We start from the raw sequence: 22,337 nt of genomic DNA, 5'->3' as shown, positions 1-22,337 counted from the left end.
AATAAGCATATATTAATAATATTCACTATTAATTTTACCCAATTAAAAAAACTTAGCATCTTAGTTCATAATTTGGAATTTGGGGTAGGAATATAATAGGAGAAAATAAAAAGGAGTATATATGGATAAAAGAATAGAAAATTTCGCAAAACTTGCTGTAGAAATTGGTGTAAATGTACAAAAAGGAGAAGATGTATTAATCACATCTCCTATAGAAAACCCAGAACTTGCAAGACTAATGACAAAAGCAGCCTATGAAAAAGGAGCTAGAAATGTTGCAATCGACTGGAAAGATGATGACATTACAAGGTTAACTTACGAATACCAAGACCAAGAAACATTAAACGAAGTTCCTGATTGGAAGATAGCTAAAATGCAATATCAGATTGCCGACAAAAAATCCAACAGAATTTCTATCTATGCAGAAGATCCTGATTTATTAAATGGGCTTGATAGTGAAAAAGTGTCCGAAGCTATCAAAGAAAATAGCAAGAAAACAAAAGAGTTCGTCAAATATACAATGAATGACGTCCTATCTTGGCTTGTTATATCTGTACCTACTAGAAAATGGGCAATGAAAGTCTTCCCACACCTAGAAGAGGATGATGCCTATGACAAACTTTGGGAAACAATCCTTGATGTATCAAGAGTATCAGAATCTTGGGAAGAAACTAAGGAAAACTGGAAAGAGCACATCAAGACTCTAAATGAAAAATCAAAATTCTTAAATAGTCACCAATTTGACAAGGTTCACTACACATCATCAAACGGAACAGACCTTTGGGTTAAACTTCCAAAAGATCATATCTGGATGTCAGCTGGATCTAAAAATGCCAAAGGCGATGAATTCATCCCAAATATGCCAACAGAAGAGGTTTTTACTTCTCCACAATATGACGGAGTAGACGGAAGACTTGTAGCAAGCAAACCTCTAGTTTACAATGGTGTTGTAATCAATGAATTTGAATTTACCTTCAAAGACGGCAAGGTAGTAGATTTCTCTGCCAAAGAAGGAGAAGATACCCTTAGAAAAATGTTAGAAAGTGACGAAGGAAGCAAATACCTAGGAGAAATCGCCCTAGTTCCTTATGATTCACCAATATCAAACTCTAACATTCTTTTCTATAACACTCTCTTTGACGAAAATGCATCTTGCCACTTTGCCTTAGGTAAGGCATATCCAACCACAGTTAAGGGAGCAAGCGACCTAGCTGATAGCGAAGTCAAAAATGCAGGCCTAAATGATTCCCTAATCCACGTAGACTTCATGGTTGGAACAAATGATCTAGAGATTACAGCTTACAAAAACGACGAAGAAGTTAAAATATTTGAAGACGGCAACTGGGCCATCTAAAAACTAATCCTACAAGCTAACTTGTAGGATTTTTTTTTGTGCCTAAAATTACCACTCATACCTCTATTACCGCCACTTATCCAAAAACTGATGCTTTCCTACGAAGAAGTGTCTATAATATAAGTAGGAGGTGGGTATGAAAGTTGAAGTCATCATTGATGAATCTTTAGATGAAAATACGATCACAATTTATGCCAAAAAATATTCTAAAGATATCGAAAATATAAGAGACATGCTAACCGATAGATTATTAGACAAAATCGTAGCCTTTTACGATAAGGAAATTTTTATCATATCCTTTGATGAAATCATAAGAATTTTCGCTCAAGATGGGGATGTTTTTGTAAAAACTAACAATAAAATCTATAAAGTAAGGCTTACCCTAACTGAACTTGAAAAAAGACTTGATAAGAAAAAATTCATAAGAATATCTAGGTCTGAAATTGTAAACATTGATTACATCAAGAGATTAGATCTGTCATTTATTGGAACAATCGCAATAGAGTTTACTAATGATGAAGTATCTTATGTTTCAAGAAGAAGATTAAAGGATTTTAAGAAAATATTAGGTCTATAAGGAGAAAATGATGAAAAATATTAAAAATTTACTAATACAATTTCTAGTAGGCGTTGGAATCGGAGGAATAATAGAAGCAATAGCATCCCTATATCTAGGCTTTGATTTTGTAGGATATCCCGAATTTATTTCTAGTGTAAATCCAGGTACAGGAAGACTAATCCAAGTTTTAATTTACGGCGGATTTGGCATAATCCCTGAACTTAGCTCAATTATATTAAAGTTAAGAGAAAAATATAGTGGAAGAAAACAAATAATTCACTTCTTAATCTTAATTTCATACTTTATATTTGCAGGAATCTATTTAAGATGGTTTCAAGCATCCAAAATCCTTATATATCCAATAGGCGTTTTTATAATAATCTATATAATAATCGGGATAATTTACTACTTCCATGACAAAAAAACTATTGATGAGGTAAATAAGAAACTATCCAAATAAAGACTAGCTCGGGAAACCGAGCTTGTTTTAAACCTAGAATGAAGTATTTTATCCTTGATTAAGCTTAAAAAAAAATAATAAGCTCCTTTAATAGATAAAGTTTACAATTTATCCCAGATAATTTAAATTAAAATTTTACATAAAAGAAAGGTTACTCATGAAAAATAAGAAATTTAAAATACTGACATTCATAATCCTAGGCTTTGTAGCTGTATTTTCCATATTCAAGATAAATTCACAGAAAAATAAATCTTATAAGGCAAAAGAAATATACAAATCTCAGAGGGCCTTTGGTGATGATTATTTTGATATCTATGAAATTATAATTGATGACAAGAATATAATTGAAGGAAAGATCATAGATGATGATTATTACAAAAAATCAAAAGGCCTTAAGCAAATTATGAAAACTAGTAAGGAAGAAATAGATGACTATGACGATATTCTTCATTCAATAGAGCTTCTGGAGAAAGACCCTAATACTATCTATGTATACCAAGAAGATGTCGATAAAAAAGATCATAAGAGCCTCTTTATTATAAATTACGACTTAAATAAGGGATATATACTCGATCTTCAAATTTAAATTTTTTAATCTAAGACTGGTAAGCTTAATTAGTTTATAAGACTTATAGGTCTTTCTATATGCAATATAAAAAGACAAAAGTATTTTTATTAGAAGATAAGACCTAATAATGAAGGACCAAATCTTCCTAAGAAAGATGATGTAGAAAGCCTTAGCCTTATAATATCGTAGATGGTAGAGGCCTTGAGAGATGTACGATTAGTGATAAGGATGATATAGAAAAATTTCTACAAACCCTAGAAGATTCCAAGAAGACAAAGAAAGAAAGCGTATCAGATTTTCCTAATAAAGACGAGTTTATCCTAGTAAGTATCAAAATGTCAGAAGGCGGCTACATAAGAAATACCATCTATGAAGAAGATAAAAAACTTTATTTCGAACAAGCCTATGTGGGAATTTACGAGCTTACTTATAAGGATATTTCTTCCTTCCTAAAATCTACCGTAAAAGAAGAAAATAAAGAAAATATTTCAGAAGATTTAGAAGATATCTTGGATGATGATTTCTAAGTTTATAGATTAGGTATTTTAAATTTCAATAATAAGGTCTATTTCCTGTAAGTAAGATAAAAGGCTCCTGTTAGCAATTGACAGAAGCCTTCTTTTTTTATTTATTTGCTGCTAAATTCCAATAACTGAAGATATTGCTATAAATATTGGTGCGATTATTCCTACATCTAAATGATGGGCTAGACCTGCTAGGACTACTAGCATTATTAAATTTGTAAGAATTATTGCCCTATAGCCTCTGTAACCTTTTTTGTAATAATGGGCTTTGACCATCTCGTCAGATTCTTCAATAAACTTCTTATTAAATCTAAAGTCAAGAGTATCAGCCTTCCTATTTGGTTCTACTTTCTTTATAAGCTCGTAGTTTTTTTGAAAAATCACTGAAATAAGAATTATATAGGCTACTAAGGCCCCTATCAAAATTACAGACTCTCTTAGATTAATCCAAGCTTCATTGGAATACACTCCCATAGACATAGCCAATACGGAATAAAGTGCAAAGATTAGAAAAATACTTATATCTCTAACCATTAGGCTATAGTTGGTGTATTTTGTTGTAATCGGATCATCACCTTGAAGGCCTTTCTCGATTTCTACCTTAGATTTCCTATAAAGACCAAATGCTATCAAAATACTCATTATTATTACTGTAAGAACTATCTTATATACATTTTTTATTAAGAAGAACTTAATAACTTCTCCTAAATCACTTAGTCTAACATTTTCAAGTATCCAACCAGAAAAGGCTCCAACTAGAAGTCCTCCTATAATTAACATTACAAATTTTTTCTTATTCATTAATCTCCTCCAAACTAAAAATATCCTCGACTTTTACTTCAAACACCCTAGCAAGACTTAGGGCAACCACAATAGATGGGTTGTAGTCTCCCCTTTCTATTAGAGATATGGTCTGTCTAGAAACTCCAACCTTCTCTCCAAGCTCTGTCTGATTCATACCTTTTTCCTTCCTCAAACTAGAAAGGTTATTAACTAATCTCAATAAATCCTCCCTTCTTTTGACAACTATTATTGTCATTATTATATATTTGACAAGTTTATTTGTCAAGTGTAAACAAAAAAAATACCAGAGCAATAGCTCTGGCAGTTATTTTTTATTTATCCTCTATAAGCTTCTTCATCAACGTAGATGTATACATTAGGATGAAGTGAAAGGAAACTTGCTGGAAGTTTAGGATCTATTGTATCTCCCTCGATTAGTTTTTTTACAGCATCGTGTTTTTTCTTTCCATTGGCAAGCAATATTATGGTTTTAGCATTGAAAATATCGCTCATTCCCATAGAGATTGCGTATTTTGGAACATCTTCTTCACTTTCAAAAAATCTAGAATTGGCTTCTATTGTGCTTTGAGATAGTTTTACAATAGATGTTCTTCTATTTAAAACTTCGCCTGGTTCATTAAAGGCTATGTGGCCATTTTCCCCAATACCTAGGATTTGAATATCCCTTTGTCCAAAATCATCTAAATACTTGTTGTATTCTTCTGCATACTTTTCGTCATTTTCTGGTGCGTAAGGTAGTTTTGTATCAGCAAAGGAAACGTGGTTAAATAGATTTTCATTCATAAAATATTGGTAAGATTGGTCATTTGCTGGATCAATACCAATATATTCGTCTAGGTTTACAGATTTTGCAAATTTGAAAGATATTTCCCCATCTTCATTTGCTCTTATTAGGTTTTTATAAAGTCCGATTGGAGATGATCCTGTTGCAAGTCCTAGTTTAATTTGTGGTTTTTCTTTTATATTTGAAATCACAAGATCAGCTGCTTTTTTGCTCATATCATCGTAGTCTTTGCATACTATAACTTTCATTTTAGCTCCTTATATAATTCTTTTACTTATTAAGATTATACAGGTTCAAAGTCAAAGTGCTATACTTTCAAAGTCATGCATTAGTTTAGCAAGTACTTTCATAAAAATAAGACCCAGGATAAACCTGAGTCTTAGATATATCGATATTAATAGTTAAATGCAGCTACTTCAAACCATTCTTGTTTGTGAGCACATGCTGGACAAATCTTTGGAGCTACTTTTCCTTCGTAAAGGAATCCACAGTTTCCGCATTTCCAAATAACTTTTTCGTCTTTTTCGAATACTTTTCCATTTTCTACATTGTCGTGTAGTTTTTGATATCTATCTCTGTGAGCACCTTCAACCTTAGCGATGTTTCTAAATGCTCTAGCGATTTCATCAAATCCTTCTTCTTCTGCAACGTCTGCAAATGATGGATACATGTGTTCACATTCTTCATTTTCTCCGTCGATTGCACCTTGTAGGTTTGTTAGTGTATCGTGGAATACTACTGGGAATGCTGTGTATTCTGGGTTTAGTTCGATAGCATCAAGTTTGAATTCTTCTTTTAAGAATTTGTAGAATCTTGCTGCGTGTTCAACTTCGTTTCTAGCTGTTTCTTCAAAGATAGCAGATATTTGTTTGTAACCTTCTTTGTCAGCTACTTTAGCTGCATATCTATATCTCATTGTTGCTTGGCTTTCACCTGCAAATGAAGTGATAAGGTTTTGTGCTGTTTTTGTTCCTTTTAATGTCATATGTAATCTCCTTTTCATTCACTTTTCATCTGATATTCATATTATAGTATTTATTTTTTAATTTGTCAAGAATCATTCTAAAGTTTTTATCATTCTAAATATGATAAGTATAATCATTCTCACTTACTTGTTCATAATTTTATTTTTGTAATTTCTTTTATATAATTTTTGTTGGAATATTTTAACAATTTATAATTACGAATATCCCAATTTTATTACATTTTCCATACTCTTCGCCTTTTATTTTGCTAATGTAAAATAGCTTTTACGGGTATAATGTGTATATAGAAAATAGGAGGAGAATATGAAATTAGATTTTACTAATGTAAACTTAGACAAAATTGATAGCTATGAGAATAAAGCCCTAGATGCTTTTGATACCCTCATGAATAAAAGCGGAGAGGGAAATGATTTTCTAGGCTGGATCGAAAGACCAGTTGATTATGACAAAGAAGAGTTTGACAGAATTAAAAAAGCAGCCAAAAAGATTAACGAAAACTCTGATGTTCTTGTTTCAATTGGAATCGGTGGATCCTACCTAGGTATCAAGGCAGTAGATGTAGCTTGTGATTCTTATTTTAACTCTAAGAGAAAAGTTAAGCTAATCTATGCTGGAAACCAAATTTCTGGCCAATACCTAAGTGAGCTTTTAGATTATCTAAAAGATAAGGACTACAGTTTAAATGTTATTTCTAAATCTGGTACAACAACTGAGCCTGCTATTGCTTTTAGGTTTTTAAAAGAAGCTCTTGAAGAAAAATACGGCAAAGAGGAAGCTAAGGAAAGAATTTTTGCTACAACTGATAGACAAAAGGGAGCTTTAAAAGAGCTTGCCGATGCAGAAGGTTACGAAACTTTTGTAGTTCCAGATGATATCGGTGGAAGATTTTCCGTAATATCTGCAGTTGGTCTTTTGCCACTTGCAGCAGCAGGTCTTGATATAGATAAATTTATGGAAGGATTCAAAGAAGGAATGGATGAATATACTCAAAAATCTTTCGACAATCCAGCTATAAAATATGCAGCCATTAGAAACATGCTAGCAGAAGATGGAAAAGATATAGAAGTTTTAGTAAATTACGAAGCTAAACTAAAATATATAGCAGAATGGTGGAAACAACTTTATGCGGAAAGTGAAGGTAAGGATGGCAAAGGAATCTTCCCTGTATCTGTAAACAACACAACAGACCTTCACTCAGTAGGACAAATGATCCAAGAAGGAAAGAGAAATCTCTTTGAAACTGTAATAGAAATTGAAAACCAAGAATCAGATTTAACTATCAAAGAAGATAAGGACAACCTAGACGGACTAAATTATCTTGCTGGAAAGACTATGAGCTTTGTAAACAAACAAGCCATGGAAGGAACAACTATAGCCCACGTCAAAGGAAATGTTCCAAACATTAGAATTATAATGGATAAGGTTGATGAAAAAGAAATCGCAAAACTATTCTATTTCTTTGAAATAGGAGTTGGAGTTTCTGGATATATGTTTGGAGTAAATCCATTTAACCAACCAGGGGTTGAAGAATACAAGGCACAAATGTTTAAACTTCTAGGAAAACCTGGTTATTAAGAGCAAAACAAAAGACCCTTCACAGGGTCTTTTTAATTTGATTTTTTTATAAGGTTTTTATTTATAGCTATTTTATATAAAATCACAAGACTTATGAGTCCAACAAAAGTTACTAAAATACTTGCTTCTATCCCAAATGCTCCCCCGCTGATTAAAGAGTATCCAGTTGGGTTAGACTTAAATATCGAATTTTTAGAACTTATAATTCCACTAACATTTATCCCAACTATATTTGCTTGCATGAAGTTCCACATGCTGTGGGCTCCTGCCGATGTATATATATTATCAGTGAGATAAAAAAGCATAGAAAACACTAAGCCTATTATAAATAAATTGATAAAAGCTAAAAGATTAAAAGATGAATTGCCTAAATGTAGGATTGCAAAAATAAGGCTATTAGCAACAAGTCCAACAAATACGCCACTTCTACTAGCAAAATAATTCATTATAGCAGATCTTACTATAAATTCTTCCTCAAAACCCTGACACATCCATCCAAATATAAAAAATACAAACACAAGAGGGTTTACATTTTCAGTATTTACCTTTATGTCATAACCACCAAAAAAAGTAGCCAAGAAAAATGCTAGGCTAAGCATAATAAAACTTATCCCTATTCCTAAAAAATAGGACTTTATTTTATTATCAGAAGCTAATCCCATGGACTTAGTTGTTCTTTTTTGATAGACTTTTACAAAAAAATAAGTAGCTAGGCTAACCATAAGAGTTGATATTAGAATAGCTATATTTAAGCTGTCGCCTTTTAACTCTATATTTAAAATATTTTTACCTAATAATCCTAAAAGAGAAATCCCAAGAGCCGCTACAACTTGCATTATAAGAAAAAGAATAAGGGTGAAGATTACAGGATTTCTATCCTTCATCACCCTATAAGTTTCTTTAATTGATTCATTTTCAATAAAGTCTACCTTAGTTTGCATAGTCTAATGCTCCTCCCAAGATAGCATTTACAAAAGGTCTGGACTCATATATTTTTTTCTTGAAAACTTTATTTCTAACAAAAATTGTAACTCTAGCTTTTTTCTTTGGACTTTTCTCATCAGCTAAAAGACTCATATAAGTTTTGTGACTCTTATCCTCACCTAGGCTGTTATAGACGTCGACATAGTTTATATTTTCTATCTCTAATGTGATTTCCTTGCCACCAGTTACCTTTTTTTCCTCAATATAAGTTAATTTAAGGTTTTTAAAACAATTGCTTAGAAATTCCTTGCCTTCGTTTTCATCTTCTGAATAAGAAGTCCTAAGGGCATCCATGATAAGGCCTAGCCTATCCATATTTTTATCTATATAATCCCTATCATTTGTCTTTATTGCTGTTTCTATCTTTGCTACAGTTTTTTTATTTGAATTAAATAGCTTACTTACAGCAAAAATAATTACCACAATCAAGGCTAAACTAGCAAGTAGACGAATTATCGCCTCTCTCCTACGTTTTTTTCTTCTTCTCTCTTTTCTTTTTAACTCTCTTTGTTTATCTCTATCAATATCGTAGCTAAAATCATAGTTTGATCTGTCTTGTTTACTCATACTTACCTCTCTTATAAGTATTATATCATTTAATTAAACTTTTTTGCGATTTATGATATTATTGTTATATGAAAAAGATTAATATCCACCTAGCAAGTTTTTTAGGGCTGATACTTCTAATTACTAGTTTTTTTACCCCAATTCTTGCTCCTTTAATAAAATTAAATACAGATACCATCTTTAGGCTAATTAATTCTTACCTTATAGCTTATCTTGCCTATATGATTTCTTTTATGGATACTAAAAAAGTCCTCCTCTTATTTCTGCCGCTATTAACCTTTACTATAATTAACTTATTTATTGTAAACGGCTTTACTCCAAATATAAATAAGGACTTAGTTACAGATATATACCTAAATATAAGAAACTTCTATGATTTGATAGGGCTTGTGGGTATATTTTTCCTAATTGAATTTCTATCAAATAGAATATTTGGAAATACCTTTACGAGCATACTAGGAATCTTATGCCTAGGTGTTTTCTTCTATTACGATTACAGCAAGCTTTTAATTAATCTTGTAAGCTTTAAGGATGTATTTCTTTACTTTTCGGTATATGTTATGGCGCTTAGAGTTAGGGCAGCTAACAAGATAAATCCTATTCTTTATATTTTAGCTATAGTATTATTAATTGGAGAAATTTATATAAACAAGAGATTTTCTCTAAGCTATGGATACTTGGTTTCTTTTTTGGCTATAATTTATTTGGTATTAAAACAAATTAGAAACCCTCAAGAGTTAACTTTTGAGAAGTTTATGATTTTTGTCTATATATACATCTTCCCATCAGTTTATCTTGCTCTAAATAGTTTTGTTATTACAGATACTGCTATTATCCTTGTACTAGCTTCTCTCATAACATTTTTTATAGGACAAATCTTATTTTATTTTAAAATTAAATTTATTAACTATATTTTTGTAGGAATCAACTAAAAAATCCAACTAGGCTTAAGCTTAGTTGGATCTTCTTATCTTTCTTCTAGAACTTCTATTTTATTTGTTATATCTCTTCTTAAGAAATAAATACACATTATTGTATTTAGACCCTCAGATATTAAAAATGACCACCAAACCAAATTAATATTACCTGTTAGTGATAATAGATAAAATGTTGGCAGAAGTATAAAAAACTGTCTTAAAAATGATTGTAAAATAGCTGACTTCCAGTTACCCAAAGCTTGGAAAACGCCGACGGATATTATAGAAACTGAGGCAACTATATATGACAATGATACTATCCTAATCATAGGTACACCTATTTTCCTCATATTTTCAGTTGCATTAAATAAATCAAAGATTTGATTTGGTAAAATCCACAAGGCTATTGTAGCAATTCCTACTAGGGCAAATCCAGATATTAGGGCAAGTTTGATTGATCTTTTGATCCTTGAAACATGTCTTGCTCCGTAGTTAAAGGATATGATTGATACCATAGCATTTGATATTCCTATAATTGGCAAGAAAGCAAATGATTGAAGTTTAAACATTACTCCATAGGCTGCTATGGCTGATTGACCAAATACTCTAAGCATAGAGTTTAGGATAAAAATAATTACAGATGATATAGCATTCATAACTATTGATGGGATACCAATCCAGAATATTTGCTTTAAAATATCTCCATGAAACCTAAAATGTTTAAAATCAACAACTATGTCAGTATTTTTAGTTTTATTTAAAATAAGACCAATAATAGCTCCACCAACTTGTCCTATAACAGTCGCAAGGGCAGCTCCTTTTACTTCCATTCTTGGAAAACCAAAAAGGCCAAATATAAAAATAGGATCTAAGATAAGATTAATCAAGGCCCCTGATATTTGAACAATCATAGTATAAAAAGTAAGCGATGTCGCTTGAAGTAGTTTCTCAGCTAGTACTTGGAAAAATACTCCTATCCCAAATACAGTTATTAACCATAAATAATCTTTGGTATATGCTACAATTTGGCTACTGGCTGCCTGACTATTTGCAAAAAAATCTGTAAAGAAAAATCCTAATAGAGCAAATACTACATACGCAATCAAAGATAAGGCAACTCCGTGCATGGCAACAGACCCAACTCTTCTCTTATCTCCCATACCGAGATACCTACTTAAAAGAGCGCTAGCTCCAACTGAAATACCAATAGCAAAGGCAAGCATAATATTTTGAACAGGAAATGCAAGAGATACTGCCGTAAGAGCTTCTTCAGAAACTCTTGCCACAAAAATAGAATCCACAACGTTGTAGATTGATTGGACAAGCATTGAAATTACCATTGGAATACTCATCTTAACAAGAAGTTGTCCAACGGGCATGGTACCCATTATATTTTCTTTATTACTTTCAATATTTTCCATAAAACCTCCTTCAAATTGTGCAATATAAGAGATACCGGACCTGCCGATATCTCCTTACATCTTATTTAGTTAAACAAATTCCCACTAAGTTTTTCGACTCTTTCTATTAAACTCTATTTTTTACTAGATGCCATAATTTTTAGGCTTTTCTTTAAAAATGATGTTTATTTAAAATATTTTAACTGTATATTTCTTTTTCAAGTCTACTTATGCTCTTTTTAACACCTTCTAACCTTTTAGGTGAATTATCATAAGAACTTTCCATAGGATTTAGACTAATACCTACCCTTTCGCTGTAGATATCTTTGAATTCATCTTTTATTTTATCTTTTAGGCATGAATCGCTTAGGGTTCTTAGCATAAATTCTTTGTCTGGTCTTTTTTCTTCTGCTTTTTCATATACTAGGTCTTTTACTGCTGCTTCTATTAGGTTTACTCCTGATAGGGTTGTGTAATANAACCTTTTAGGTGAATTATCATAAGAACTTTCCATAGGATTTAGACTAATACCTACCCTTTCGCTGTAGATATCTTTGAATTCATCTTTTATTTTATCTTTTAGGCATGAATCGCTTAGGGTTCTTAGCATAAATTCTTTGTCTGGTCTTTTTTCTTCTGCTTTTTCATATACTAGGTCTTTTACTGCTGCTTCTATTAGGTTTACTCCTGATAGGGTTGTGTAATAGAAGGTCCTGCCTTGTCTTATATTCATTTCAAAGACGTATATTTTTCCTGTTTTAGAGTCTATTTTAAAGTCTAGGTTAAATAGTCCTCTGTAGTTCATTCCGTCTACTATTTTTTTGGCTAGGTCATATAGTCTGTTATCTTCATAGTCTACTTGGATTAGGTGGTTACCTACCCACATATCTCTATGATCTGATAATAGGTTTCTTGCTAAGACCATTGATATTTTTCCGTTTTTTCCTCTATAGCCGTTTATTGAATACTCTGTGCCGTCTCCGCCGTTTATGTATTCTTGTACTATCATTTTTGAGGAGTAGTTTGTTTGGTATATTTCTTTTAGTGTTTCTATGCATTCTTTTCTTGATGATAGTTTATAGCCTTTTTTGAGATTTTCTAAGCCTTGTAGGTTCTCAAATTCTTCGAAGTTGTCTGGCTTCATAAACAAATCTCCGTCAAGTTTTAACTCTTCTATTGTGTTTTTGTCTATTACTTGAGTTTTTGGATAGTTTACTCCTATTGTTTCAAGGTATGCATAGAATTCTGATTTGTGGATTAGTTTATTTGCTCTTTCTTGGTCTGGATATGGAATTTTTACTTTGAAGTTTAGTTTGTCCATATTTCTTTGAAGTTTGTTTAGGTATTCTTCGTATGGGAGAAATATTACATATTCTTCTGCTGGATTTTTCTTGGCTACTTCGTTTAAGTGTTCTACAAACGCGTCATCTGTTTTAGCACTTGTTGCAAAGTCATCTTTTAGGTAAATATCTGCTATTTTGGTATTTACAAAGGGAATTAGGATCGATTGGGCACATACTATTGCCTTCTCTCCAAATGCTTCGTAATAGCTTCTTGCTAGTGAATAGCACGCTATGTCTGTTCCTAGAATTATTACATTATATTTTTTCATAAAATACTACACCTTTTCTCTTCTATTTCATCCGATTATATTCGTACAAATAAATTATCACTTACACAAATATGTTTTATCATCCATATATTTCTTTTTCAAGTGATTTTATACTTCTATGAACTAGCCACTTTCTCTTTAGAGACTTTTCTAAATTATTTTCCATAGGATTTAAACTAATATCTACTCTCTTTTCATAGATATCTTTGAATTCATCTTTTATTTTATCCTTTAGGCATGAATCGCTTAGGGTTCTTAGCATAAATTCTTTGTCTGGTCTTTTTTCTTCTGCTTTTTCATATACTAGGTCTTTTACTGCTGCTTCTATTAGGTTTACTCCTGATAGGGTTGTGTAATAGAAGGTCCTGCCTTGTCTTATATTCATTTCAAAGACGTATATTTTTCCTGTTTTAGAGTCTATTTTAAAGTCTAGGTTAAATAGTCCTCTGTAGTTCATTCCGTCTACTATTTTTTTGGCTAGGTCATATAGTCTGTTATCTTCATAGTCTACTTGGATTAGGTGGTTACCTACCCACATATCTCTATGATCTGATAATAGGTTTCTTGCTAAGACCATTGATATTTTTCCGTTTTTTCCTCTATAGCCGTTTATTGAATACTCTGTGCCGTCTCCGCCGTTTATGTATTCTTGTACTATCATTTTTGAGGAGTAGTTTGTTTGGTATATTTCTTTTAGTGTTTCTATGCATTCTTTTCTTGATGATAGTTTATAGCCTTTTTTGAGATTTTCTAAGCCTTGTAGGTTCTCAAATTCTTCGAAGTTGTCTGGCTTCATAAACAAATCTCCGTCAAGTTTTAACTCTTCTATTGTGTTTTTGTCTATTACTTGAGTTTTTGGATAGTTTACTCCTATTGTTTCAAGGTATGCATAGAATTCTGATTTGTGGATTAGTTTATTTGCTCTTTCTTGGTCTGGATATGGAATTTTTACTTTGAAGTTTAGTTTGTCCATATTTCTTTGAAGTTTGTTTAGGTATTCTTCGTATGGGAGAAATATTACATATTCTTCTGCTGGATTTTTCTTGGCTACTTCGTTTAAGTGTTCTACAAACGCGTCATCTGTTTTAGCACTTGTTGCAAAGTCATCTTTTAGGTAAATATCTGCTATTTTGGTATTTACAAAGGGAATTAGGATCGATTGGGCACATACTATTGCCTTCTCTCCAAATGCTTCGTAATAGCTTCTTGCTAGTGAATAGCACGCTATGTCTGTTCCTAGAATTATTACATTATATTTTTTCATAAAATTTAAGCTCCTAGTCTATTATTTATATAAATTATATAATTTACAAAGTCAAAGAAATAAGGGAAATAATGGTACGGAACTAAAAGTTCGTACATTCATTATAACCCTAATTTCGTTAAATATTATGATTAAAATATAGATTCTTTTGACTTAGAAGCTTTTTCTTCTGAGATTTTTTCTATAAACTCATCTAAGGATACATCTGGTGTTTCTTCTCCGTCTCTGTTTCTTACAGTTAGTTTTCCAGAAGTTTCTTCCTTTTCACCAACTACTAGCATGTAGTTTGTTCTCATAAGTTGAGCTTGTCTTATCTTATATCCTACACCTTCATTTCTGTAGTCTATATTTACTCTAAAACCAGCTTCTTTGATTTTTTGTTTTAATTCTTCGGCATAGTCTATGAATTTATCTGATACTGGAATTATTTCTACTTGTTGTGGGTTTAACCATAGTGGGAATCTTCCTGCAAAGTGTTCTGTTAGAACTCCGATAAATCTTTCGATAGAACCTAGAAGTGCTCTGTGAAGCATTACTGGTCTTTGTTTTTCACCATTTTCATCTATATATGTTAAATCAAAGTTTTGTGGTAGTTGGAAGTCTAGTTGGATAGTTCCACATTGCCATTCTCTCTTAGCTGCGTCTAGTAAATGGAAGTCTATCTTTGGACCATAGAAAGCACCATCGCCTGGGTTTATTTCATACTCAATTCCACGTTCTTCTAAGGCTTTTTTAAGTTGCTCTTCTGCAAAGTCCCAATCCTTGATATCTCCCATGAAGTCATCTGGTCTTGTTGATAGCTCGATTGTATATTTGAATCCAAATGTTGAGTAGAGAAGGTCAGCAAGGTCGATCATTCTATAAACTTCTTCCTTGATTTGGTTAGGCGTACAATAAACGTGGGCATCATCTTGGGTAAATGTTCTAACTCTGAAAAGTCCGTGTAAAGTACCTGATAGTTCATGTCTATGAACTTGTCCATACTCAGCAAGTCTAATAGGAAGATCTCTATAAGAGTGTTGGTTAGCAGCATATGTTAGAACAGATCCTGGGCAGTTCATTGGTTTTACAGCATATGCTTCACCATCTATTTCTGTAAAGTACATATTTTCTTTGTAATGATCCCAGTGACCAGATTTATGCCACAAGGCTTCATTTAGGATAAGAGGAGTTTTGATTTCTCCGTATCCATTTTCATTAAGAACATCTGTCCACCAACCAAGAAGTTCATTCATTAGTATCATTCCATTTGGATGGAAGAATGGAAATCCTGGTCCTTCTTCGTGGAAGGCAAATAGGTTCATCTCACGACCTATCTTTCTGTGATCTCTTTTTTCAATTTCTTTTTGAAGTTCTTCATACTCTTCTAGTTGTTTAGCTTTTTCAAAAGTAATACCGTAGATTCTTTGAAGCATTTGTCTATCAGAATCACCTCTCCAATAAGCACCAGCTATTGTTTTAAGCTTAACAGCCTTTATTTGTTTTGTTGATAGAAGGTGTGGTCCTCTACAAAGGTCTGTGAAAGCATCTCCCATTTTGTAAAGAGTAATCAACTCATCTTCTGGAAGATCATTTATAAGCTCAACCTTGTAGTCTTGACCTTCTTTTTTAAACATTTCCAAAGCTTCTTCTCTAGAAATTTCAACTCTTTCAAGCTTAAGATCTCGTTTTGCAATCTCAAGCATTTTCTTTTCAATTTTTTCCAAATCTTCTGGTACAAATCTATGGTCAAGTTCCATATCATAATAGAAACCGTCATCAATAGCAGGTCCTATTGCAAATTTTGTATCTGGATAAAGTTCTTTTATAGCAGCTGCCATAACGTGTGATGATGTATGCCAGAAAATCTCTTTTCCTTCTTTATCATCAAATTTCACTACTTTAAAATCACAATCTTCTTCAATTGGCTCAGCAAATCCCATGACTCTTCCATTAACAACAGCACCAACTGCCGCTCTAAAAAGACCCATAGAAATATCTTTTGTTACATCACCAACAAGAACTCCACTTTCATATTCTTTGTTTGATCCATCAGGTAACTTAATATTAATCATAAAATCTCCTTTAAAATAAAAATAGACGTATCTCCCAGCCAGTCTGGCTATAGGACGATACGTCTTTCGTTCGTGGTTCCACCTAATTTTTAACTCATTAGAAGGCTTATCGCGCCCAAACGTTTCACATTACATGAAAAACTCTAGGGTGGTACTTTAATTTTTGTACTGAAACATCTCAACTACCGTTTCTTTCTGTAAATACATCTATAATTAAAGGTCCCTATCTTAGTCAAATATTAATTATAAACTTATATTACCGTTAAAATTGACATTTTCAAATTTTTATTAAATTTACTGCAAATTGACCCATAGTTTGCTATCAATTATAATAGATATATAACAAATAACGAGGAAATTAAATGTCAAACGGAATTATACTAACTAGTCACGGAAATCTTGCCTCAGGCGTTTATTCTAGCGTTAGAATGATAGCTGGAGATTTTCCAAACGTTAAAATATGTGAACTTCACAATGGAGAAAACTTCGAAAATTTAGATAAAGATTTACTTAAAGCCTACGAAGACCTACATTCTTGCGATAACATCTTAGTACTTTGTGATATGACAGGCGGAACTCCCTTTAATAGAGCTGTCCTAACACTTTCTAAGAAGAAAAATGTAAGTTTTATCTGTGGGTTAAATTTTGAAATGCTCTACCAAGCACTTACCTTAGATATTAAAGATAAAGATCACCTTGTAGAAGAAATTCTAAGAACAAGCAAGAGATCTATAACAGAATACAAATAAATTTTATCTACATACAAACTATAGGAGATTATATGAAAAACATACTAATTACAGGAGGAGCTGGCTATATAGGAAGCCATATAGCCGTAGAATTATTAAATAGCAACTACCAAGTCATAATCTATGACAATTTATCAAACTCATCAAAAGTGTCCCTCGATAGGGTAGAAGAGATTACTAATAAGAAACTTAAATTTTATAAGGCTGATATATTAGATAAGGAAAAACTAAAATATGTTCTTATAAATGAAAAAATTGACCTAGTAATTCATTGTGCAGCCCTTAAATCAGTTAGCGAATCAGTAAAATTACCTCTTTCGTACTATCATAATAATATAGCTGGCACTCTTTGCCTCTTAGAAGCTATGGATGAAGTTTCTTGTAAAAATATAATATTTTCATCCTCTGCCACAGTTTATGGGAATCCTGACAAATTCCCAATTACAGAAGATTTTCCAAAAAGAGATTGTACAAATCCTTATGGTTGGTCAAAGTCTATGATGGAGCAAATAATGACTGACTTACACATTTCTGATCCAGAATGGAAGATAGTCCTTTTAAGGTACTTTAACCCAATAGGTGCTCACAAATCGGGAAAAATTGGCGAAGATCCAAAGGGGATACCTAATAATCTCCTTCCTTATGTTGCCCAAGTAGCATCAGGTAAACTTCCTTACCTAAAGGTATTCGGTGATGATTATGATACTCCTGATGGGACAGGTGTTAGGGACTATATCCATGTAGTAGATTTAGCTAAAGGTCACCTCGCTGCTGTAGAAAATTTCGATAATTTAGATAAACTAGAAATAATTAATCTTGCTACTGGAAATGGATATTCTGTCTTAGATGTAGTAAAGGCTTTTGAAAAAGCCTCAGGTAAAAATATCCCTTACGAGGTAGTAGAAAGAAGAGATGGTGATATAGCAACTTCCTACGCAAATGCCGAGAAAGCTTATAAACTCTTAGCTTGGAAGGCAGAAAATGGAATAGAAGAAATGTGTGCTGATTCATGGAGGTGGCAATCACAAAATCCTAACGGCTACGAGGGTTAGAAATAAACTTTCATATAGTAATTTTTATTGGAAATATTTTCCCACTTATTTACAGAAAATTTCCTCTAAATATTTAAATTTAAACATTTGACAAAAGTTTTTTTCACCTTATAATATAGCATATAAATTATAGGATGACTTAAAAATAGGAATTATGAGGAGTAAATTATGGCAGAAATAGTATTTACAAGAATAGATGATAGATTGCTTCACGGGCAAGTTGGTAGAGATTGGGTCAAAAAAGAGGGTGCCGATCTTATAGTAGTTGCTAATGATATAATATCAGAAGATAGAGACCAACAAAAATTAATGAATATAGCTACACCAATTTTTGCAGAAACAGTATTCTGGACGATTGATAGAACAACAAGAGACCTAGAAGATAGCTTTGAAGATAAAAAGGCAATGATCCTTGTTGAAAGTCCAGAGGATGCTTACAAATTAGTAGAAGCAGGTCTTGATATAAAAAGCGTAAATGTTGGAAACATTAGAAGTCTACCTAACAAAGAGAAGATAACCGACAATGTTTATCTTGGAGAAGAAGATAAAGTTTTTCTTAAGAAAATTAACGATAAAAATATTAGTATAGATGTAAGAACTTTACATGAAGATAAAGCGATAGATGAAAATGCTTTATTCTAGGAATAAATATGTCAGGAGTAACAAAATACTTCTGACATATTTTTTGCTTATTTTTAAGACCTGAGTTTTAGTTATAAATATCTTATTTAGAAAAATAATAGACTAAGGACTTAAAAAAAGAATAAATTTCCTCCTTTAGGGTAAAACTTTAAAAGAAAGAAGAAAGAGGAGGTATATATGAAAGTTGTTATAGTTGGAGCTGTTGCGGGTGGAGCAACCTTTGCAGCAAATCTTAGAAGGTTAGATGAAACTTGTGAAATAGTAATGTTTGAAAAGGATAGGGACCTATCTTTCGGTAATTGTGAGATTCCCTACTACCTTTCTTATGAAATAGAAAACTCCTCTTCTCTTATAAATAGAACTCCCGAATCTTTTTTGAAGGGATACAATATAAAAGCTAAGAGATACCACGAGGTTATTTCAATAAATAGAAAAGAAAAATATGTAGAAGTTTTAGATAAAGAAAATAATACCATCTTTAACGAAACTTATGATTATCTAATCCTTGCTCCAGGAAGTAAGGAAAATCGTCCATCTTCTATTAGCGGTTATGATAACCCTCATGTTTTTTCTGTCAAAAATGTAGTTGATGTTGAGAAAATAAGGTCCTATATTGAAGAAGAAAAGGTAAAGAATGTATTTATAGCAGGTGGTGGTTTTGTTGCAATAGAGACTGCCGAATCAATCCATAAGCTTGGAAATATCAATATTTCTATGCTTATAAGAAAAAACACTTCTCTTTTATCAATTATAGATATGGACCTTAAGGGTTTTATTAAAGAAAATATCAAAGAAAATAATGTAAATATTATCGAGGGGAAATCTCTTGTAGAAATCGATAAGAATTTTGTTAAATTCGATGATGGATCAGAAGAAAACGCCGACCTAGTAATTCTTGCCCTTGGAGCAAGACCTTCAAGTGATCTTGCAAAAAATGCGGGACTTAATCTCGAAGAAGACAGGTCCATAAGTGTAGATGTTAATTTTAGGACAAGTGATGAAGCTATCTTTGCAATAGGCGATGTAATAAATCCTATAAATTTTATAACAAAGGAAAAAACTAAGCTTAATCTCGCTTGGCCTGCCCACAGGCAAGCAAAATTTCTTGCAAAATATCTTTTGGGTAAAAAAGCCAATCCTCCTGAATTTATAGGAACATTTGCCCTAAGAAGCTTCGACCTAAATATAGCCATGACTGGTCTTAATGAGGCTAGTTTAGAAAAGTCGGGATTTTCCTACGAAAGTGTTCTTATTTCCCATAGGGATTCTGTTGCTATTATGCCCGACTCCAAACCAATATACCTAAAAATACTTTTTGATAAGAATGATGGGACAATTTATGGAGCTCAGGGCCTAGGATATGGTGTAGTTGATAAGAGAATTGACGTTATAGCTTCAATGATTAAAAGAAAAGCCACAATATATGATCTCTATGACTTAGAACTTGCCTACCAACCCTTATATTCAACTGTAGAAGATGCTACAAATATCCTAGCCAATCAGGCAATAAATATTTTTGAAGGTAAACTTAAAGCTGTTAAAATAAAAGACTTGATAGAGAATTATAAAGCCTATGAAATCTATGATTTAAGAGATAAAAATTCTTATGAAAAAGCTCATATAAAGACTGCCAAATCCCTTGATGGAATAAACTTTAGAGATGACCACTCTTTTCTTCCTAGGGATAAGAAAATTGTTTTATATGATACAAATGGAGGAAAATCATCAAATACTGCGAAATTGTTAGCTAATTACGGCTTTGATAATATTTATATTCTAGATGGATCCTTTGTCTTTTTCGAAAAATACGATAAGATGGCTGAAACAAATATGATTGATAAAAATATATAAGTATTAGAAATGTAAGAGTAAAATCTCCGATACTTCTTTTATTTTCTTATTATTATAAAAAATAATATCATTTTTATTAAAATAAAAGCCCTGAGGGATTTGAGAATTGTTCTCATCCTTTAGGGCTAATTCTATTATAAATGTTTTTTAGTAAGTCTACAAAAAATCTATCAAGATAACTTCTAAATCATCTTAAATAGGGTTATTTTAGTCTTCTTTCTGGTTTTGTTTTTTTAATTTTCTAAGTCTAACTGCTTTAATCCTATTTTCTTCAATGTAGAGGATTTTTATCTCATAACCATTATAATTTAAGGTTACATTGGAGGTTTCATCTGGTATATAACCCAACCTATCTATTATAAAACCTCCAAGAGAATCGTAGTTTTCGTTATCTTCGTCTATGTCTATATCTACCTTTTCATTTAAATCTTTAATTCCTATAGACCCTTTTACAACAAATACATTTTTTCCATTTTCTTTTATCTCTGGAGTATCATTATCAAAACTATCATCAATATCTCCGACTATCTCCTCGATAAGGTCTTCCATAGTCACAACTCCAGAAAATCCACCATATTCATCTATCAAAATAGCCATATGGATGTGTTTTTTTTGCATATCAGAAAATAGCTTGTCTGTTTCAATCTTATCTGGGGCAAAGTAGGCAGGTCTTAGTATTTCCTTTATATCTACATTTCTAAGTCCAACCCTGGTAGCCTCTAGTAGATAATCTTTTGTATATACGATCCCTAATATATTATCAAGTTCATCTTCATATACAGGAATCCTTGCGTGTTTAATCTTTACAAATTCATCTAGATATTCCCTATCCCTATCAGCTATATCAATCATAAATACGTCAGTTCTCGCTGTCATTATCTCTTCTGCTAATAGGTCATCAAAGGCCATTATAGAATGAATCATTTTTGACTCCATTGGTCTTAGAATACCTTGGTCTTCACCTATTTGAACTATAGACTTGATCTGTTCATTGGTAACTTGTTTTTGGATATTCTTAGCTTCTATTCCAAATATATTCATCAAAAGATTGGTAACAGAAGTCGTTATAGTAACCAAAGGTTTGGTCAAAAACATTACAAATTTAGTAATACCTACAGTAGATCTAGTTATTTCCATAGGAAATCTTACTCCAATTCTTTGGGGTATTTTATCTACAAATATAACTTTAAGGATTGCGTATATAACTATTGCAATAAAGGTCATCCACCTTAAAGATAAGAAACCACCAAAGAAAAATCCATCAGAGCTAACTTCACTTAATCTTTTGGCAAAATAAGCAATTGTTAAAAGTGAAAAGATGATGTTTATTATATCAAAAGATTGATTTAGTCTATCCTGATTAGATATAACTTTTAAAATAGTGTTTGCTCTTGCGTCGTTTTCTTTTTCTTCTTCCAACTTGCTTGGATTTAATGTTATTAATCCCGTATGTATAGCTGTAAAAGCTCCATTAACTACTAAAAATAAAATTGTAATAAGACTTGTAACTAAACTATGGTAGGGTCCTTGGTCCATTTATAATATCTCTCCGTTCTTTTTTCTATATCTAAGAATAACTATATACAATAAAATTACTATTGTCAAAACATTTATGTACAAAAAAAAGCCAG

Annotated in this window: 22 protein-coding genes; 11 read left to right on the top strand and 11 right to left on the bottom strand. The window is 31.9% G+C overall.

Annotated features, from left to right (window positions below; translation table 11 throughout):
* The first annotated feature begins 121 nt into the window (after positions 1 to 121).
* The 5 genes from E0D87_RS03575 to E0D87_RS03555 all read left to right on the top strand — a co-directional run bounded on the left by E0D87_RS03575 (position 122) and on the right by E0D87_RS03555 (position 3,468).
* Positions 122 to 1,354, top strand: a complete 1,233-nt coding sequence (locus E0D87_RS03575; protein ID WP_130819376.1) for an aminopeptidase — start codon at positions 122 to 124, stop codon at positions 1,352 to 1,354.
* Positions 1,355 to 1,490: 136 nt separating this feature from the next.
* On the top strand, positions 1,491 to 1,931 hold the full coding sequence (locus E0D87_RS03570) for a LytTR family DNA-binding domain-containing protein (RefSeq protein WP_130819375.1): 441 nt from the start codon (positions 1,491 to 1,493) through the stop codon (positions 1,929 to 1,931).
* Between the two features lie 10 nt (positions 1,932 to 1,941).
* Complete coding sequence (locus tag E0D87_RS03565; RefSeq protein WP_130819374.1) at positions 1,942 to 2,373, top strand: DUF3021 family protein; 432 nt, start codon at positions 1,942 to 1,944, stop codon at positions 2,371 to 2,373.
* Between the two features lie 157 nt (positions 2,374 to 2,530).
* Entirely contained in the window at positions 2,531 to 2,959 is a 429-nt protein-coding gene (locus E0D87_RS03560; protein ID WP_130819373.1) for a hypothetical protein, read from the top strand.
* A 164-nt stretch (positions 2,960 to 3,123) separates the two neighbouring features.
* A complete protein-coding gene (locus E0D87_RS03555; protein WP_341272806.1) occupies positions 3,124 to 3,468 on the top strand; it encodes a DUF5301 domain-containing protein in 345 nt (114 codons plus the stop codon).
* Positions 3,469 to 3,579: 111 nt separating this feature from the next.
* Here the strand turns inward: E0D87_RS03555 and E0D87_RS03550 are convergent, their stop codons facing one another.
* From E0D87_RS03550 to rbr, 4 genes are all read right to left on the bottom strand, one after another.
* A complete protein-coding gene (locus E0D87_RS03550; RefSeq protein ID WP_130819372.1) occupies positions 3,580 to 4,266 on the bottom strand; it encodes a DUF3169 family protein in 687 nt (228 codons plus the stop codon).
* Entirely contained in the window at positions 4,259 to 4,468 is a 210-nt protein-coding gene (locus E0D87_RS03545; protein WP_130819371.1) for a helix-turn-helix transcriptional regulator, read from the bottom strand. Before E0D87_RS03545 ends, E0D87_RS03550 begins: the two co-directional genes overlap by 8 nt.
* 116 nt (positions 4,469 to 4,584) lie before the next feature.
* Positions 4,585 to 5,301, bottom strand: coding sequence for a glucosamine-6-phosphate deaminase (gene nagB / locus E0D87_RS03540; protein WP_130819370.1), 717 nt, complete (start codon positions 5,299 to 5,301; stop codon positions 4,585 to 4,587).
* Between the two features lie 146 nt (positions 5,302 to 5,447).
* The gene (gene rbr / locus E0D87_RS03535) at positions 5,448 to 6,038 is read right to left on the bottom strand and encodes a rubrerythrin (RefSeq protein ID WP_130819369.1); all 591 of its coding nucleotides are present in this window, start codon (positions 6,036 to 6,038) and stop codon (positions 5,448 to 5,450) included.
* A 304-nt stretch (positions 6,039 to 6,342) separates the two neighbouring features.
* Between rbr and E0D87_RS03530 the strand changes: the two genes are divergently transcribed.
* Positions 6,343 to 7,614 (top strand): glucose-6-phosphate isomerase, encoded by a 1,272-nt coding sequence (locus E0D87_RS03530; protein WP_130819368.1) that lies wholly within the window; start codon positions 6,343 to 6,345, stop codon positions 7,612 to 7,614.
* Positions 7,615 to 7,646: 32 nt separating this feature from the next.
* Here E0D87_RS03530 and E0D87_RS03525 read toward each other — a convergent pair whose 3' ends face one another.
* Together E0D87_RS03525 and E0D87_RS03520 are read right to left on the bottom strand one after the other, a co-directional pair.
* Positions 7,647 to 8,555, bottom strand: a complete 909-nt coding sequence (locus tag E0D87_RS03525) for a CPBP family intramembrane glutamic endopeptidase (protein WP_130819367.1) — start codon at positions 8,553 to 8,555, stop codon at positions 7,647 to 7,649.
* Positions 8,545 to 9,165 carry a hypothetical protein gene (locus E0D87_RS03520; RefSeq protein ID WP_130819366.1) on the bottom strand — a complete coding sequence of 207 codons (621 nt, stop codon included), beginning with the start codon at positions 9,163 to 9,165 and terminating at the stop codon, positions 8,545 to 8,547. The genes E0D87_RS03525 and E0D87_RS03520 overlap by 11 nt, the downstream gene beginning before the upstream one ends.
* 68 nt (positions 9,166 to 9,233) lie before the next feature.
* On the opposite strand from E0D87_RS03520, the gene E0D87_RS03515 reads away from it, so the two are divergent.
* Entirely contained in the window at positions 9,234 to 10,097 is an 864-nt protein-coding gene (locus tag E0D87_RS03515) for a hypothetical protein (protein ID WP_130819365.1), read from the top strand.
* Between the two features lie 35 nt (positions 10,098 to 10,132).
* Here the strand turns inward: E0D87_RS03515 and E0D87_RS03510 are convergent, their stop codons facing one another.
* From E0D87_RS03510 to thrS, 4 genes are all read right to left on the bottom strand, one after another.
* Positions 10,133 to 11,503: an MATE family efflux transporter gene (locus E0D87_RS03510; RefSeq protein ID WP_130819364.1), complete on the bottom strand. Its 1,371-nt coding sequence runs from the start codon at positions 11,501 to 11,503 to the stop codon at positions 10,133 to 10,135.
* A gap of 178 nt (positions 11,504 to 11,681) precedes the next feature.
* Entirely contained in the window at positions 11,682 to 12,491 is an 810-nt protein-coding gene (locus tag E0D87_RS09355) for an ATP-grasp domain-containing protein (protein ID WP_423190628.1), read from the bottom strand.
* Positions 12,492 to 13,173: 682 nt separating this feature from the next.
* Positions 13,174 to 14,358: a carboxylate--amine ligase gene (locus tag E0D87_RS03500; protein ID WP_130819363.1), complete on the bottom strand. Its 1,185-nt coding sequence runs from the start codon at positions 14,356 to 14,358 to the stop codon at positions 13,174 to 13,176.
* 131 nt (positions 14,359 to 14,489) lie between these two features.
* Entirely contained in the window at positions 14,490 to 16,412 is a 1,923-nt protein-coding gene (gene thrS / locus E0D87_RS03495) for a threonine--tRNA ligase (protein ID WP_130819362.1), read from the bottom strand.
* 362 nt (positions 16,413 to 16,774) lie between these two features.
* Between thrS and E0D87_RS03490 the strand changes: the two genes are divergently transcribed.
* The 4 genes from E0D87_RS03490 (at position 16,775) to E0D87_RS03475 (ending at position 20,706) form a co-directional block, all read left to right on the top strand.
* Positions 16,775 to 17,161: a PTS sugar transporter subunit IIA gene (locus E0D87_RS03490; RefSeq protein WP_130819361.1), complete on the top strand. Its 387-nt coding sequence runs from the start codon at positions 16,775 to 16,777 to the stop codon at positions 17,159 to 17,161.
* 32 nt (positions 17,162 to 17,193) lie between these two features.
* The gene (galE, locus tag E0D87_RS03485; RefSeq protein ID WP_130819360.1) at positions 17,194 to 18,213 is read left to right on the top strand and encodes a UDP-glucose 4-epimerase GalE; all 1,020 of its coding nucleotides are present in this window, start codon (positions 17,194 to 17,196) and stop codon (positions 18,211 to 18,213) included.
* 168 nt (positions 18,214 to 18,381) lie between these two features.
* Complete coding sequence (locus E0D87_RS03480) at positions 18,382 to 18,855, top strand: PTS sugar transporter subunit IIB (protein WP_130819359.1); 474 nt, start codon at positions 18,382 to 18,384, stop codon at positions 18,853 to 18,855.
* A 177-nt stretch (positions 18,856 to 19,032) separates the two neighbouring features.
* The gene (locus E0D87_RS03475; protein ID WP_130819358.1) at positions 19,033 to 20,706 is read left to right on the top strand and encodes an FAD-dependent oxidoreductase; all 1,674 of its coding nucleotides are present in this window, start codon (positions 19,033 to 19,035) and stop codon (positions 20,704 to 20,706) included.
* A gap of 207 nt (positions 20,707 to 20,913) precedes the next feature.
* On the opposite strand, the gene E0D87_RS03470 is transcribed toward E0D87_RS03475, so the two are convergent.
* Positions 20,914 to 22,242, bottom strand: a complete 1,329-nt coding sequence (locus E0D87_RS03470) for a hemolysin family protein (protein WP_130819357.1) — start codon at positions 22,240 to 22,242, stop codon at positions 20,914 to 20,916.
* Positions 22,243 to 22,337 lie beyond the last annotated feature (95 nt).

Origin of the sequence: Anaerococcus vaginimassiliensis, assembly GCF_900626155.1 — a bacterium.
GTDB classification, from domain to species: Bacteria; Bacillota; Clostridia; order Tissierellales; family Peptoniphilaceae; genus Anaerococcus; species Anaerococcus vaginimassiliensis.
Note: the sequence above shows the minus strand (reverse complement) of the source record. Positions and strands in the feature narration are given on the sequence as shown.

Coding starts and splice junctions, on each gene's coding strand:
- E0D87_RS03575 (WP_130819376.1), top strand. CDS start 122: ATGGATAAAAGAATAGAAAATTTCGCAAAACTTGCTGTAGAAATTGGT.
- E0D87_RS03570 (WP_130819375.1), top strand. CDS start 1,491: ATGAAAGTTGAAGTCATCATTGATGAATCTTTAGATGAAAATACGATC.
- E0D87_RS03565 (WP_130819374.1), top strand. CDS start 1,942: ATGAAAAATATTAAAAATTTACTAATACAATTTCTAGTAGGCGTTGGA.
- E0D87_RS03560 (WP_130819373.1), top strand. CDS start 2,531: ATGAAAAATAAGAAATTTAAAATACTGACATTCATAATCCTAGGCTTT.
- E0D87_RS03550 (WP_130819372.1), bottom strand. CDS start 4,266: ATGAATAAGAAAAAATTTGTAATGTTAATTATAGGAGGACTTCTAGTT.
- nagB (WP_130819370.1), bottom strand. CDS start 5,301: ATGAAAGTTATAGTATGCAAAGACTACGATGATATGAGCAAAAAAGCA.
- rbr (WP_130819369.1), bottom strand. CDS start 6,038: ATGACATTAAAAGGAACAAAAACAGCACAAAACCTTATCACTTCATTT.
- E0D87_RS03530 (WP_130819368.1), top strand. CDS start 6,343: ATGAAATTAGATTTTACTAATGTAAACTTAGACAAAATTGATAGCTAT.
- E0D87_RS03525 (WP_130819367.1), bottom strand. CDS start 8,555: ATGCAAACTAAGGTAGACTTTATTGAAAATGAATCAATTAAAGAAACT.
- E0D87_RS03520 (WP_130819366.1), bottom strand. CDS start 9,165: ATGAGTAAACAAGACAGATCAAACTATGATTTTAGCTACGATATTGAT.
- E0D87_RS03515 (WP_130819365.1), top strand. CDS start 9,234: ATGAAAAAGATTAATATCCACCTAGCAAGTTTTTTAGGGCTGATACTT.
- E0D87_RS03510 (WP_130819364.1), bottom strand. CDS start 11,503: ATGGAAAATATTGAAAGTAATAAAGAAAATATAATGGGTACCATGCCC.
- E0D87_RS03500 (WP_130819363.1), bottom strand. CDS start 14,358: ATGAAAAAATATAATGTAATAATTCTAGGAACAGACATAGCGTGCTAT.
- thrS (WP_130819362.1), bottom strand. CDS start 16,412: ATGATTAATATTAAGTTACCTGATGGATCAAACAAAGAATATGAAAGT.
- E0D87_RS03490 (WP_130819361.1), top strand. CDS start 16,775: ATGTCAAACGGAATTATACTAACTAGTCACGGAAATCTTGCCTCAGGC.
- galE (WP_130819360.1), top strand. CDS start 17,194: ATGAAAAACATACTAATTACAGGAGGAGCTGGCTATATAGGAAGCCAT.
- E0D87_RS03480 (WP_130819359.1), top strand. CDS start 18,382: ATGGCAGAAATAGTATTTACAAGAATAGATGATAGATTGCTTCACGGG.
- E0D87_RS03475 (WP_130819358.1), top strand. CDS start 19,033: ATGAAAGTTGTTATAGTTGGAGCTGTTGCGGGTGGAGCAACCTTTGCA.
- E0D87_RS03470 (WP_130819357.1), bottom strand. CDS start 22,242: ATGGACCAAGGACCCTACCATAGTTTAGTTACAAGTCTTATTACAATT.